General features: G+C 40.0%; 13 protein-coding genes. 9 read left to right on the top strand and 4 right to left on the bottom strand.

From position 1 onward, the window contains the following. Positions 1-69: 69 nt before the first annotated feature. Positions 70-711, bottom strand: a complete 642-nt coding sequence (locus G2999_RS00970) for an START domain-containing protein (protein WP_010177820.1) — start codon at positions 709-711, stop codon at positions 70-72. A gap of 136 nt (positions 712-847) precedes the next feature. On the opposite strand from G2999_RS00970, the gene thrS reads away from it, so the two are divergent. The 9 genes from thrS (at position 848) to nagZ (ending at position 9606) form a co-directional block, all read left to right on the top strand. Then, complete coding sequence (gene thrS / locus G2999_RS00965; RefSeq protein ID WP_010177818.1) at positions 848-2761, top strand: threonine--tRNA ligase; 1914 nt, start codon at positions 848-850, stop codon at positions 2759-2761. 19 nt (positions 2762-2780) lie between these two features. Continuing rightward, positions 2781-3320, top strand: coding sequence for a translation initiation factor IF-3 (gene infC, locus G2999_RS00960; RefSeq protein WP_083781638.1), 540 nt, complete (start codon positions 2781-2783; stop codon positions 3318-3320). Positions 3321-3432: 112 nt separating this feature from the next. Continuing rightward, complete coding sequence (rpmI, locus tag G2999_RS12755; RefSeq protein WP_010177813.1) at positions 3433-3630, top strand: 50S ribosomal protein L35; 198 nt, start codon at positions 3433-3435, stop codon at positions 3628-3630. 16 nt (positions 3631-3646) lie between these two features. After that, the gene (gene rplT, locus G2999_RS00950) at positions 3647-4003 is read left to right on the top strand and encodes a 50S ribosomal protein L20 (RefSeq protein WP_010177811.1); all 357 of its coding nucleotides are present in this window, start codon (positions 3647-3649) and stop codon (positions 4001-4003) included. A gap of 178 nt (positions 4004-4181) precedes the next feature. Next, positions 4182-5162 (top strand): phenylalanine--tRNA ligase subunit alpha, encoded by a 981-nt coding sequence (pheS, locus tag G2999_RS00945; RefSeq protein WP_010177809.1) that lies wholly within the window; start codon positions 4182-4184, stop codon positions 5160-5162. Positions 5163-5174: 12 nt separating this feature from the next. Continuing rightward, positions 5175-7559 (top strand): phenylalanine--tRNA ligase subunit beta, encoded by a 2385-nt coding sequence (pheT, locus tag G2999_RS00940; RefSeq protein WP_010177807.1) that lies wholly within the window; start codon positions 5175-5177, stop codon positions 7557-7559. A gap of 3 nt (positions 7560-7562) precedes the next feature. Continuing rightward, positions 7563-7862, top strand: a complete 300-nt coding sequence (locus tag G2999_RS00935) for an integration host factor subunit alpha (RefSeq protein WP_010177805.1) — start codon at positions 7563-7565, stop codon at positions 7860-7862. A 127-nt stretch (positions 7863-7989) separates the two neighbouring features. Then, complete coding sequence (locus G2999_RS00930) at positions 7990-8517, top strand: hypothetical protein (RefSeq protein ID WP_156780177.1); 528 nt, start codon at positions 7990-7992, stop codon at positions 8515-8517. 39 nt (positions 8518-8556) lie between these two features. Then, a complete protein-coding gene (gene nagZ / locus G2999_RS00925; protein WP_010177801.1) occupies positions 8557-9606 on the top strand; it encodes a beta-N-acetylhexosaminidase in 1050 nt (349 codons plus the stop codon). On the opposite strand, the gene G2999_RS00920 is transcribed toward nagZ, so the two are convergent. The 3 genes from G2999_RS00920 to mfd are packed head-to-tail and all read right to left on the bottom strand — an operon-like array spanning position 9564 to position 14687. Next, entirely contained in the window at positions 9564-10118 is a 555-nt protein-coding gene (locus tag G2999_RS00920) for a cob(I)yrinic acid a,c-diamide adenosyltransferase (protein ID WP_010177799.1), read from the bottom strand. The two genes, nagZ and G2999_RS00920, sit on opposite strands and share 43 nt — an antisense overlap. Next, a complete protein-coding gene (locus tag G2999_RS00915; RefSeq protein ID WP_010177797.1) occupies positions 10093-11178 on the bottom strand; it encodes a CsiV family protein in 1086 nt (361 codons plus the stop codon). Before G2999_RS00915 ends, G2999_RS00920 begins: the two co-directional genes overlap by 26 nt. Next, positions 11175-14687: a transcription-repair coupling factor gene (gene mfd / locus G2999_RS00910; protein WP_010177795.1), complete on the bottom strand. Its 3513-nt coding sequence runs from the start codon at positions 14685-14687 to the stop codon at positions 11175-11177. Before mfd ends, G2999_RS00915 begins: the two co-directional genes overlap by 4 nt. Positions 14688-14804 lie beyond the last annotated feature (117 nt).

The raw sequence follows: 14804 nt of genomic DNA, 5'->3' as shown, positions 1-14804 counted from the left end.
CTATTTGGTAATCGTTGTCCGTCGGAACAACCGACTAAAGCTAATAAAAAGGGGGCTATCAGTAAAGTGTTAAAAGGTTTTATCTGCATGCAGGCGCTCTCTTAATTGGGCAAAGGTTTCAGCTGTTGCATTTTTAAGTAAGGTTTTAGAGAGCCAAGTAGGAATCAAACCACCTGGCTCGGCACTGGCTAGATAATTCAATTCATACCAGCCATCATGTGAGTAACTCATTGACCATTGTGCCGTCACATTATTCATCATGACTCGCTTTGGGTGAGTAGGATAGTCACTGGAAATATCTTCAATTAATATTGAAAGGTGTTGGTGTGATTGATCAAATTGATGAAAAGAACGGGTATACATTTCACGGTCAGCGACTGGCCAGGGACTATTAAAAACAGTATGAACAAATCGATATTGTGATAATGACTGATTGAGGACTTCAACACGTTTACAATTGGCAATCCAACTACAATCTTTTTGAGTGTGTTCAAGAAGTGCGAAAAACTCATCCGGTGTGGCATGGACGTACATCTTTGCATTCACTTTATATACATTATTCACTGTCGAAGATGACACTAAAATATGCTGAGATACTTGTTTTTGCTCCCAGTCTTGAACGCTAATTTGAGCCAAAATAACTGGACTATATAATGATGAGATTAATAACCATGGCAGTGTAATAAATATAAAAAAAACAAAAGATTGCATCAAATTAATCTCTATCTGTATAATATTGCGCATTGTAGCATTGGTACGCTAGATTCACTACGAACTCAACCAATGCATTTATTAAGACTAATACAAGTGGCGCAATGTAGGCGTCACCACTGTTAAAGGATTTTTCATGCCCATTATTACCTTACCTGACGGTTCTACCCGTGAATTTGACCAAGCTGTTTCGATTATGGATGTTGCTAATGACATCGGTCCTGGTTTAGCTAAAGCAACGATAGCTGGCAAAATCAACGGTGAATTAGCAGATGCTTGTGATCTTATTACCTGTGATGCACAGCTTCAGATCATTACTGCTCGTGATGAGGCGGGTCTAGAAATTATTCGTCACTCGTGTGCACATTTAATTGGCCATGCTATTAAACAATTATTTCCCGATGTAAAAATGGCAATTGGACCGACGATTGATAATGGATTTTATTATGACGTTGATTTAGAGCATTCATTGACGCAAGACGATTTAGATAACATTGAAAAGCGGATGTTACAGTTAGCCAAAACATCTTATGATGTGGTGAAGAATGTTGGTTCATGGCAAACCGCTCGTGACACATTTGAACAGCGCGGCGAATCCTACAAATTAGAAATTTTGGACGAGAACATAAGCCAAGACGACACCCCAGCATTATATGTACATGAAGAATACATTGATATGTGTCGCGGTCCGCATGTCCCTAATATGCGTTTCTGTCAGCATTTCAAGATCATGAAAGTGGCGGGTGCATATTGGCGTGGTAATTCAGAAAATAAAATGCTTCAACGCATTTACGGTACAGCATGGGCTGATAAGAAACAGCTTAAAGCGTACTTGAATCGTCTAGAAGAAGCAGAAAAGCGTGATCACCGTAAAATCGGTAAGACGTTAGATTTATTCCATTGGCAAGAAGAAGCTCCTGGTATGGTTTTTTGGCACAATGATGGTTGGTCGATCTACACCGAACTAGAAAGCTTTATCCGTAAAAAATTAACGCAGTATGATTACCAAGAAGTAAAAGGCCCATTAATGATGGACCGTTCTTTATGGGAAAAGTCAGGACACTGGGGTAAGTATTCGAGCAATATGTTTACTACAGAGTCGGAAAAACGTGAATATGCGATTAAGCCGATGAACTGTCCTGGACACGTGCAAATCTTTAATCAAGGCCTCAAATCATATCGTGATTTACCCTTACGTATGGCCGAGTTTGGTTGTTGTCATCGTAATGAACCATCAGGTGCATTACATGGACTGATGCGTGTTCGTGGTTTTACGCAAGATGACGCACATATATTCTGCACTGAAGAGCAAATACTCGATGAAGTCAGTGGTTGTATCAAAATGGTATACGATACCTATGAAACGTTTGGTTTTGAAAAAATCGTCGTAAAATTATCGACACGTCCTGAAGAACGCGTAGGTAGTGATGACATTTGGGATAAAACAGAGAGTGCTTTGGCTGACGCATTAAAAGCGAACGATATAGAATTTGATTATCAACCAGGCGAGGGCGCATTTTACGGTCCTAAAATTGAATTTACCTTACATGATTGTCTTGATCGTGCCTGGCAGTGCGGCACAGTTCAATTAGATTTCTCAATGCCTGGCCGTTTAGGCTCAACTTATGTGGCTGAAGATGGTGAGCGAAAAGTGCCTGTTATGATCCACAGAGCTATTTTGGGTTCATTAGAACGTTTCATTGGGATCCTAACTGAAGAATATGCGGGTCATTTTCCGACCTGGTTAGCTCCAACTCAAGCCGTAATTTTGAATATTACGGACAAACAGAGCGAATATTGCACAAAATTGCAAAAAACTGCAAGAAACGCAATTAGAGTGAAACCGGACTTGAGAAATGAGAAGATAGGCTTTAAAATCCGCGAGCACACTTTAAAGCGTGTTCCGTATATGTTAGTTGTCGGCGATAAAGAAATGGAAGCTGGCGAAGTAGCGGTACGCACCCGTAAGGGTGATGACTTAGGAAAAATGTCGATTGAAGACTTCCTAATTAAAGTTAGAACAGATATCGCAGATAAAGTAATTAGTTAATCTCTTGGAGGAATAGCACATTAAAGGCGCTAATAATAAAGCACAGAGCGATAAAGCTCGAATCAATGATGAAATTAATGTAAGCGAAGTACGCTTAATTGGCAAAGATGGTGAACAAGTTGGCGTTGTGACTTTGGCGGAAGCCCAAGAAATGGCAGATACGAATAGTTTAGATTTGGTTGAAATCAGTCCAAATGCTGAACCACCGGTTTGTAAAGTCATGGATTATGGCAAATTCCTGTTTGAGAAAAGTAAGGCTCTTAAAGAGCAAAAGAAAAAACAAAAGCAAATTCAGGTCAAGGAGATTAAATTTCGCCCTGGCACTGATGAAGGCGATTACCAGGTCAAACTGCGCAACCTGCGTCGCTTTCTAGAGGCTGGTGATAAAGCCAAAGTCACAATCCGCTACCGTGGACGTGAAATGGCTCACCAAGAGATCGGGATTGAATTATTAAAACGCGTTCGCGCGGATTTAGAAGATATCTCAAATTGTGAAGCGTTCCCTCATCGTGTTGAAGGACGTCAAATGATTATGGTCTTGGCCCCACTTAAGAAGTAATTGTGGTTTACAAGTTTATCTGTCTGCAACCAGATAACACCTAATTACTAAATTTTAATCAGTCATTAATCTGCAAATTATGACTTTAATATAACAATGCGGAGTTTTAGCAATGCCTAAAATGAAATCCAACTCTGGAGCAGCTAAGCGTTTTCGTAAGACAGCGTCTGGTCGTTTCAAATCAAAGCAGTCTCACTTGCGTCACATTTTGACCAAGAAGAGTACTAAACGTAAACGTCACTTACGTGGCAAAAAATTAGTTCATGATTCGGATACTAAGCTTATCCAACGCATGTTACCTTACGTTTAAGACAGGAGACTAAATCATGGCTAGAGTAAAACGCGGTACTATTGCACGCGCTCGTCATAAAAAAGTATTAAAACAGGCCAAAGGTTATTACGGTGCTCGTTCACGTGTTTATCGCGTAGCGGTACAAGCAGTAACTAAAGCTGGTCAATATGCATATCGTGACCGTCGTCAGCGTAAGCGTCAATTCCGTCAATTATGGATTGCACGTATCAATGCGGCATCACGTCAAAATGGTTTATCGTATAGCCGTTTCATTAACGGTTTAAAGAAAGCGTCTGTTGAGATCGATCGTAAGATCCTTGCTGACATCGCTGTTCACGATAAAGTTGCTTTCACTGCATTAGTCGCTACGGCGAAAGGTGCATTAGCATAATATTTTAAGCAAAAGTTTAAGTTCTGGAAAAACGGTGAGTAGGATACTCACCGTTTTTTTTTTACTTTTTTTTCAGTTATGCCATATTTATCGACTGATTAACTACACAAGTGCCTAATATTTCATGTAAAATGTGCCATATTCTTATTTATATTTAACTTTTCCATCTGGGGATTCCATGGAACTTGAAGCCATTGTCAATGAAGCAAAAAGCTTGATTGAAGCTGCATCTGATGTAGCGACTCTTGACGGCGTTCGCGTCGATTTTATGGGCAAAAAAGGTAAGTTAACTGACTTACTAAAGGGCCTAGGCAAATTATCCAATGAAGAACGTCCTTTAGCCGGCCAAAAAATCAATGTCGCTAAGCAGGAAATTCAACAACTCATTAGCGTCAAGTCAGATGCACTCAAACTGGCAGAGATGAACGCAAAGTTAGCCAATGAGGCGGTTGATGTAACCTTACCTGGTATTGCACAAGATGTAGGTAATGCGCATCCTGTATCACGCACTATTGCTCGCATCGAACAATTTTTTGGAGAGTTAGGGTTTGCCGTAAAAACCGGTCCTGAAATTGAAGATGGCTTTCATAATTTTGATGCGCTAAATATCCCTGCTAATCATCCAGCTCGCGCGGACCATGACACATTCTATTTTAATCCTAATATGATGTTACGTACGCAAACTTCGGGTGTGCAAATTAGAACAATGGAATCGCAAACACCTCCTATTCGTATTATTTCGCCAGGACGTGTTTATCGAAATGATTATGATCAAACGCATACGCCAATGTTTCACCAAGTTGAAGGTTTAATGGTGGATAAAGATGTTTCTTTTACAGAGTTAAAAGGGATTTTGCATGATTTTTTAAATCATTTCTTTGAACGTGATTTAACTGTACGTTTTCGCCCTTCGTATTTTCCATTCACTGAGCCATCTGCAGAAGTGGACGTCATGGACGAAAATGGTAAATGGTTAGAAGTACTCGGCTGTGGTATGACTCACCCGAATGTCTTAAAAGCGGTAGGTGTAGATCCTGAAGAATACACTGGTTTTGCATTTGGTATGGGCGTTGAGCGTTTAGCTATGCTGCGTTATGGCGTCAATGATCTACGTGCATTTTTTGAAAACGATTTACGTTTTGTTAAGCAATTTAAATAATAGGGTAGTGATATGATTTTTTCTGAAGCGTGGTTACGCGAATATGTGAACCCAGCCCTAGATACAGATGCCTTAGCGGAACAAATTTCCATGGCTGGCCTTGAAGTCGATGGCTTAGAGCCTGTTGCTGGCGAGTTTTCTGGAGTGGTCGTAGGACAAGTTGTTGAGTGTGCTCAACACCCAGATGCCGACAAGTTAAGAGTGACCAAAATTGACGTTGGTAGTGAAGAATTATTAGATATTGTTTGTGGCGCGCCTAACTGTCGTACCGGTATCAAAGTTGCAGTTGCCTGTGTGGGTGCTGTGTTACCGGGTAACTTTAAAATTAAAAAAGCAAAATTACGTGGCCAACCCTCATTTGGTATGTTGTGTAGTTTTTCTGAATTAGGTATGGGCGATTCACATGATGGCATAATGGAATTGGCTGAATCAGCACCTGTTGGTCAAGATATTCGTGAATATTTACATTTAGATGATACGGCGATTGAGGTTGATTTAACACCTAACCGTGCTGATTGCTTAGGAATACGTGGTGTTGCCCGTGAAGTGGGTGTACTCAATTCTTTATCAGTGTCTTATCCAGAGATAGTGCCAGCAAAGGTCACTTGTGATGTCTCCAAACAAGTACATCTAGATGCACCTGAAGCCTGTCCTCGTTATCTTGCACGTGTTATTAATAATGTGGATTTATCGGTACCATCACCATTATGGTTAGTCGAAAAATTACGTCGCAGCGGCATTCGTTCGATTGATCCTGTAGTTGATGTGACGAACTATGTGTTACTTGAATTAGGTCATCCAATGCATGCATTTAATGCAGACAGTGTTAGTGGCGATATACATGTTCGTATGGCGCAACCTGACGAAGCTTTAACTTTACTGGACGAATCTGAAATTAAAGTTAACAGCAATACATTAGTGATTGCCGATGAGAATAAAGCATTAGCGTTAGCTGGTATTTTTGGCGGTTTACATTCAGGTGTGACTGCAGATACCAAAAACATTGTATTAGAAGCTGCGTTTTTCGCACCAGATGCCATTCTCGGTAAAGCTCGTCAATACGGCCTTCATACCGATGCATCCCATCGATATGAGCGTGGAGTTGACCCGCAGCTACAACGAGATGCAATGGAACGAGCCACTCAACTGTTAACTGATATTGTGGGGGGCGAAGTAGGTCCTATTATTGAAGCGGTATCTGAATCACATGTCCCACAAGCAGCGCAAGTCACATTAAGAGAAGCTCGCCTTGCGAAAGTGATTGGTATTAGTATTCCAACTGAAACTGTGACTGAAATATTATCGCGATTAGGTTTCGCCGTTGAATATAAAGATAATGAGTGGTCGGTATCTGTTCCTGCATATCGTTTTGATATCAGTATTGAAGAAGATCTGATTGAAGAAGTAGCGCGTGTATACGGCTATAACAACATTCCTAATGTTGCACCTAGAGCGTCATTATCAATGTTACCTTCAGATGAAGCTACATTGCATTTAAATCAGTTAAAAAGTGTATTACTCCAACAGGGGTATGATGAAGCAATTACATATAGTTTTGTCGATCCTAAAAAGCAATCAGCTTTATTTGGTGATACACCGTCATTAACTTTGCCTCATCCTATTTCAGCAGATATGTCAGTGATGCGAGTAAGTTTAGTGACTGGACTACTCCAAGCGGTTGGATATAACCAAAAACGTCAACAACCACGGGTTCGTTTATTTGAGACAGGTTTGAAATTTATTGCTGGCGATGAGTCAGGTAATGATGTGCAGCAAATCCCAATGATTGCAGGTGTGTGCAGCGGCAATGTGTTAAAAGATTCATACGAAGCTGCCCGAAGTGTTGATTTCTTTACTATTAAAGGGGATGTGGAGCGTTTAATTAAACAAACAGGGCAACCTGAAGCGTTTAGTTTTGTTCCTTCGACTCAAGGACATCTGCATCCAGGCCAAGGTGCCGATATTGTTAAAGACGGTGAGGTTGTTGGTTTCATCGGTGCACTTCATCCACAATTTGCAAAAATCATGGGAGTTAGTGGTAAGGTCTATATGTTTGAAATAATGCAATCTGCGTTAGTTTCTCGAGTGTTACCAAAAGCTCAACCAATTTCGAAATTTCCTACAAATAAACGTGATATTGCAATTGTAGTTAACGAAAATGTAAGTTATGCTCAAATAATGAGCTGTATATCGAGTCTTGGGATCCATCAATTAGTTGATTTAACCTTGTTTGATATTTATACAGGTGATGGTATTGCATGTGGAGAAAAGAGTTTAGCGATTTCCATGACATTATCTGATCCAGAAAAAACCTTAGAAGAAGTTGAGATCCAATCTTGTGTCGAAAAAATCGTAGCAGGCTTGGTATCTCAATTAGCAGCAACGCTAAGAGAGTAAATTATGGCATTGACCAAAGCGGAAATGGCTGAACACTTGTTTGAGAAAGTGGGCTTAAACAAAAAAGACACTAAAGATTTAGTTGAAGCTTTTTTTGAAGAAATAAAGGTCTCACTTGAGAATGGTGAACAAGTCAAACTATCCGGTTTTGGTAACTTTGATTTAAGGACTAAGAAAGAGCGTCCTGGTCGAAATCCAAAAACAGGTGAGGATATTCCGATCAAAGCACGTCGTGTTGTCACATTTAAACCGGGTCAGAAATTGAAGTCTCGAGTTGAAAATGCGCCAGGTAATGATTCTTAGCATGAAAGTAAATCATTTAAAAAAGCACCTTCGGGTGCTTTTTACATTTTTATGTTGCCTGCTTGTAATTGTATATGCTGTTTGGTTTATTTATTATCATTTTGTTGATAATCCAAATGCACAATCCTTGGTAAATAAAACACAATTCCATCATGCTAATCCACAACAGTTGATTGAGGATAAAGATAGGTACTATTCAGAGTTAACTGCGATGGACTTAATGCAGGTGCCTGAGGTGATTAATCGTGCATTATCTGCAGTGATGTTTGATGAACCTAATGAATTAACACTATTACAAGTTAATTTATTGGATACTGCAAAACAGATCAATCTTCATCCGAGTCAAATTGAATATATCAACTCGCCACAAGCAATCAATTTTTTGAAGTTTAGAGCTAAACGAACTTGGTTTAATCAAGAAGTTGAGGATCGCTATATCAATATTCAATCTTTAGATGGGTTGTTGGAACGCTTTCCTGAAGCGCGAGGTGATTTATATCAACAAGCAACCCAGTTAATTATCAATCGTGATTTGATTATTTTTGAAATTGCTAAAGGGATTGCGGAGGCTGAGCAAAGAAAAATGACCGAATATGATCTTGAAAGTGCGAGGCGAACTTGGCGTGAATCACTTGTATCTTCATCAAATGATTAATATTTTCCTGTCACTGTTTAAATAGTATAAGAGTTAGACATGCATCCAATAATGTTAGACGTTGCAGGATTTGAATTAACGCAACAAGAACAAGAAGTGATGGCTCATCCTCTCACCGGTGGTGTGATCTTGTTTGCACGTAATTATCATGATCCTGAGCAATTGCGTCACCTTACTTCGCAAATTAAACACTCCGCAGGTCATCCGATCCTCATCGCTGTTGATCAAGAAGGGGGGCGGGTACAGCGTTTTAAAAACGGATTTACTGCTATTCCCGCTATGGGAGATATTGAACATCATGATCATGTCCAAGCCAGGCAATTAGCGTATGCTTGTGGCAGGGTTATTGCGACAGAGTGTATAGGACATGGTGTTGATATAAGTTTTGCGCCTGTCTTAGATATTAATGCTATCTCTGATGTTATTGGTACGCGAAGTTTTTCAAATGCGCCCTCTACCATTTTATCATTAGCGACTGAGTTTATTCATGGATTAAAAGCAATAGGGATGCCCGCCATTGGTAAACACTTTCCTGGACATGGAAATGTCAAAGCAGATTCACATATCGCAATGCCAAGTGACGAGCGATCTAAAGATACTATTTTTGAGCTTGATATGGCGATATTTACTCACTTTATGCAACAGCAATTAGTCGATGGGATCATGCCTGCACATGTTGTTTACCCTGATATAGACAGTAGACCTGCAGGTTTTTCCTCTATTTGGTTACAACAAATTTTACGCCAACATTGTGGTTTTCAAGGTGTCATATTTTCAGATGATTTATCCATGCACGCCGCTTCAGAAGCGGGGAGTATGTTAGATCGGGTAGAGCATGCACTCGCAGCCGGTGTAGATATGGCATTAATTTGTAATGCGCCAGATGAAGCGATTATGGTTTTAGATAATCTAGGTCATAGTGAACAACGTCAAGCATCGTATTCACAAACCCCACAAAAACTCATATCCATTGAAGCAAACGGTGCGTTGAACAATCATCAACAACAGTGTCGTCATTATTCTGAAATATTAAAAGAATCGGCTTATCAAGAAGCCGTCACGTTTATATCTTCTATATTCAAAGCGTGATTGATAGCTCTGGCTAACACAAATAAAAAATCAGATAAGCGATTGATATATTGTAATACGTTATCCGCTAACTCATGTTGTTTGTTTAATGACACTAACTCACGTTCAGCTCGTCTTGCAACTGTTCGAGCGACATGTGTTTGTGCTGCAATTACATGACCGCCGGGTAGGATGAAACTGGTTTGAGGGGGTAAAAGTGCTGTTAATGCATCGATATGAGTTTCTAATTCTTGTACGGCATCATCTCTAAGTTGACTTGCATTTGACATAGCAAAGCCAATAGCAAAAATATCTTGTTGCACTTGATATAGCCAATCCGAGACATCAGTTAATAATGCAGATGCATGCTTTGCTTCTTCAATTAACAACGCATTTATTAAACCCACAACTGAATTGAGTTCATCTAATGTGCCATAACATTGTAGTAAGCTGTCGTCTTTGTCCTTTTTTAAAACCTCATGAGTATAAACTTGAGTTTGGCCTTTATCACCGGTTCGAGTATAGATTTTCATTGTTATTTTCCTCTGGGAGAGCGGGACGTTTATGACGCGTTAATGTGACAATGATGCCAAAATAGGGATGATCAAAATAATGAATTTGATTTGAAATAATACGGCGACGTTGTTTAAAAGTATGAGGTTTTATGACAACTTGATCATCTTCTTCATGGGATGTGTGAAATAACGCATGGCTATCAATATGCAAGTAAGGCACGCGGTTAATGTATTTAATGAATATTGTCAGCAAACCTTCTAATTCAAATACAGACTCAGTATCAATAATAGCTTGGTCTTGAACTTGAAGAATTTGGTCTGGATATAAAGGTAATTCTGTCTCCGCTGAGGGTACACCATTAATTAGCGTAAGTTGGTCGAGTTTTTGAACAATAGATGGCACTAGCCGAAATTGCTCAAGTGCTGACATGTTATCGAGATCGTCGAGTGTTGGAATGGGCTCTATATCCGGTGTTGAAGAAGACAAGTAAGTCAGATTTTTACCTGCAAGCAAAGGTACAGAAAATGCGTTTTCTTGGCCAACGGCTACCGGTTGACGCCAAATTGTATGTAACAATGGGGTGTATGCTTCATCCCATTTAATATCATTATACAAACTGGTTAACTGTAATTGCGCTTTAGGCAACATATGCGCTGACTCACTTCGTTGCATCACATAGCCATCGTAATGTATAGGTAATGCAGGCATATTTTCAAAGCGATCAATGGGCTGATTCCGTGCCACTAAATCATCTAATGTGAGTGGCATACGACAGCCTATGTACATAGCAAAAGGTTCACACTCAGGTAACCCTTGTTCTAACCAACTAATATCAACGAAATGAAAAGGCTCAAATATATTATTAATATAATCAGAAGTAGGTGTATCTACAACATCGTCAAATTGTTCTGTGACAGTAAGTGGTGCGTTATTGTGTTTAAATATTAAAACTTCAACATCAAACCACCAATCGGTGTTGTCTTGCGCATACGTAGGTACAGATATACTCAACATCCATATTAAGAGTATAAAAACAAACTGATTTTTTGTTACGCGTAACTCTTTAACGGTAGTCATTGTAAGGCCTTGCCCATTTCAAAGAAACTCATCACTAATTGCTCCACCCAATCTACACGACCCTGTGCAGTTTTAGATTCTATCATGACTTTTAAGCGTGTGGGTCCATCAAATTTATAATCTTGTGGATGTTGTTGAATTAACTTAATTAAGAAACTCGGATCGATGTTAGCATCTTGATAAAATTCAACTAAACCACCTTTGGCATTGGCTTCAATCTTTTTTATACCGATTGTTTGTGCGAGTAACTTTAATTGCGTCACTATAAACAAATGTTTAGCTGCTTCAGGTAATAACCCAAAGCGGTCAATCAACTCAACTTGTAATTCATCAATTTCGTGTTGATCACCACATGATGCTAAGCGTTTGTAGATTGATAAACGTAAGTTAACATCACCAATATATGTGTCAGGCAGTAGTGCAGGGATGCGTAATTCTATATCGGTTTTATCACTTATCTCTATGTTAAAGTCAGGTTCTTTACCGTTTTTAATGGCTTTAACAGCTTTGTCTAACATATCCATATATAAACTATAACCGACAGTAGCAATTTGACCCGATTGGCCATCGCCCAATAATTCTCCTGCGCCGCGTATTTCTAAATCATGAGTAGCAAGTGCAAAGCCTGCGCCTAAATCTTCTAGCGAAGCAATCGCTTCTAAGCGTTTAATCGAGTCTTTGGTCATGCGACGCGGGTGGGGCGTGAGTAAATATGCATACGCCTGGTGATGTGAACGTCCAACTCGACCACGTAACTGATGCAACTGAGCGAGTCCTAAATGGTCAGCACGATCCATAATAATCGTATTGGCGCTTGGTACATCGATACCCGTTTCTATAATCGTGGTACATAACAGAACGTTATAACGTTGATGGTAAAAATCATCCATGACTTGTTCTAGTTCTCGTTCGCGCATTTGTCCATGACCAATAGCAATACGTGCTTCTGGAATGATGTCGGTCAGCTCTTGCATTGTATTCTCAATGGTCGCCACATCGTTATGTAAAAAGTACACTTGACCACCACGTAATATTTCACGCATGACGGCTTCACGTATAGTTTCATGATTACGTTTTTGAACAAACGTTTTTATTGGTAGCCGTTTAGCAGGTGGCGTAGCAATGATAGAAAGATCTCGCATTCCGCTCATCGCCATATTTAATGTTCGAGGTATGGGCGTTGCTGTTAAAGTCAAAATATCAACGTCGGCGCGTAACGCTTTAAATTTATCTTTTTGACGTACCCCAAAGCGGTGCTCTTCATCAATAATGACCAAACCTAAATCGGCAAATTTCACATCATTTTGTATCAGTTTATGAGTACCAACCACAATATCAACATGACCAGATTTAACCCCTTCTAATACCGCACGTTGGTCTTTGGCAGACACAAAGCGTGATAATACTTGAATATTAAAAGGCCAATCGGCAAAACGGTCGACAAAATTTTCAAAATGTTGCTGTGCTAGAAGAGTGGTTGGGACGAGTATTGATACTTGCTTGCCGGCATTGGCGGCAATGAATGCTGCTCGCATAGCGACTTCAGTTTTCCCAAACCCAACGTCCCCACATACCAGTCTATCCATTGCACTAGGCATGCCCATATCATTTAATACCGCATTTATCGCTTGTTCTTGGTCTGGTGTTTCAGGGAAAGGAAAACTATCAGCGAATTTCTTATAATCATCCCACACAATATCATGGGCGAAGCCAGGTTTAGCCGCACGTTTAGCATAAACATTGAGCAATTCAGCGGCAACATCTCGCACTTTCTTCGCCGCTTTTTCTTTGGCTTTATTCCAAGTGTCATTACCTAATAAATGCAGCGGCGCTGTATCAGGATCGCCACCACTGTAACGAGAGATAAAATGCAATGAAGATACTGGGACGTAAAGTTTAGCGCCTTTCCCATATTCAATGGCTACAAACTCAGTCGTCACACCACCGGCATCGAGAGTTTCTAAACCTAAATAACGACCGACACCATGCTCGATATGAACGACAGGTTGACCTGTAGATAATTCAGCAAGGTTACGAATTATGGCACTTTCATCCGTTGCCTGTCGTTTATCACGACGGCGGCGTTGTGTTATTTGATGACCTAATAATTGTGTCTCGGTCACAAATATAACCGAGTCTGACTTAGTTTGTTGAATGCTAAAACTATCTTCAACTCTTCCAACCGTGATGCTACATAAACTTTCGGCCTGTGAATAATTAGCAAAAGCGCTTAAAAGTGTTGGGGAAAAGGGCGTTTTCTTTAACAAACCCATGAGATTCTCTTGACGCCCTTGGGTTTCGGCACAAAAGACAATACGAGATGATGCTGATTGTGTTTTGATGAAACTATCAAGCGCCTGATAAGGTACTTTTGCTTGGCTATTTAGCGCGATATTATCCACTTTTGATACGTTAAAGTTATAGCGGCCCGCTTTTTTCTCTAACAGCTCACTCGTAATGTCTATGCGGGCCCGTTCCTTTAATCTAGCAAATACTTGAGTACTATCTAAATACAGCTGTTCTGGCTTAAGCAATGGTCGCGCTTGATTAAAACGGTACTGATCATAGCGATGATTGACATCCGCCCAAAAACGCTCGCAGCGCTCAAACACATTGCCATGAACCATCGTTAATGTGTTGTCATGAAAATAATCAAAAATAGTCGATGTATCATTAAAAAATAATGGCAAATAGTATTCAGCGCCACCAGGCATAGTGCCCTTAGTAATTTGATAAAACACGGATTCTTTTGCGTTATTTTCATCAAATTGGTTTAAAAAGTTACTACGAAAAAGCTTTCTAGCGGCTTCATCGGTGGGGAACTCACGTGCAGGTAAGAGTCGTATATGCTGAACTTTGTCACCTGAACGTTGGTCGCTAGTATTAAAATAACTGATACTATCTATTTCATCATCAAACAAATCAATGCGAAATGGCTGTTCACTTCCCATAGGGTAAAGGTCAATGATACTGCCTCTGACACTAAACTCAGAATGGTTCATCACTTGAGAGACGTGTAAGTACCCCGCATTTTCTAATTTACGTCGAAACTCACTGATGTCTAAAGTTTGACCGACTTCTAGGAATAATAGATATTGAGCCAGATAAGTGACAGGAGCTAAACGCTGCATGACAGTGTTAACCGGCATGATATATATCCCGCGTCGCTGTGTGGTTAAGTCATACAATGTTTCTAAACGTTGCGAAACAATATCTTGATGCGGCGAAAATTGATCATAAGGCAGTGTTTCCCAATCAGGAAATAATCCAACAGGCACATGTTGGTGTTCGCCATCGGATGTTTTTAGGAAAAAACGTATCTCTTGTTCTAAACGCATCGCACTGGGAGAATCAGGAGTAATGACGACAATTGGGCGCAGCTCACTTTGTGCAGCGCTGGCAATGGCAAGAGCTGAGCTAGAACCCGGTAACGATCCCCAGCTAATATGTTGAGGACGGTTTGATTCATGGATCGACTTAGGGACAGGAGGAGAGAAAATATTAGCCATGAAAATTAAAGATTTTTCCTATAAATTATGCAGTACTAGAATCAAACTAATGCGTCTTAAACGGCAGCAGTCAATAAAGGATCACACTTGTTAATTTAACCATCAATAAATACAGAT

It is taken from the genome of Glaciecola sp. HTCC2999, from assembly GCF_000155775.1.
Taxonomy (GTDB): Bacteria; Pseudomonadota; Gammaproteobacteria; order Enterobacterales; family Alteromonadaceae; genus Opacimonas.
This window is presented reverse-complemented; position numbering and strand designations above follow the sequence as displayed.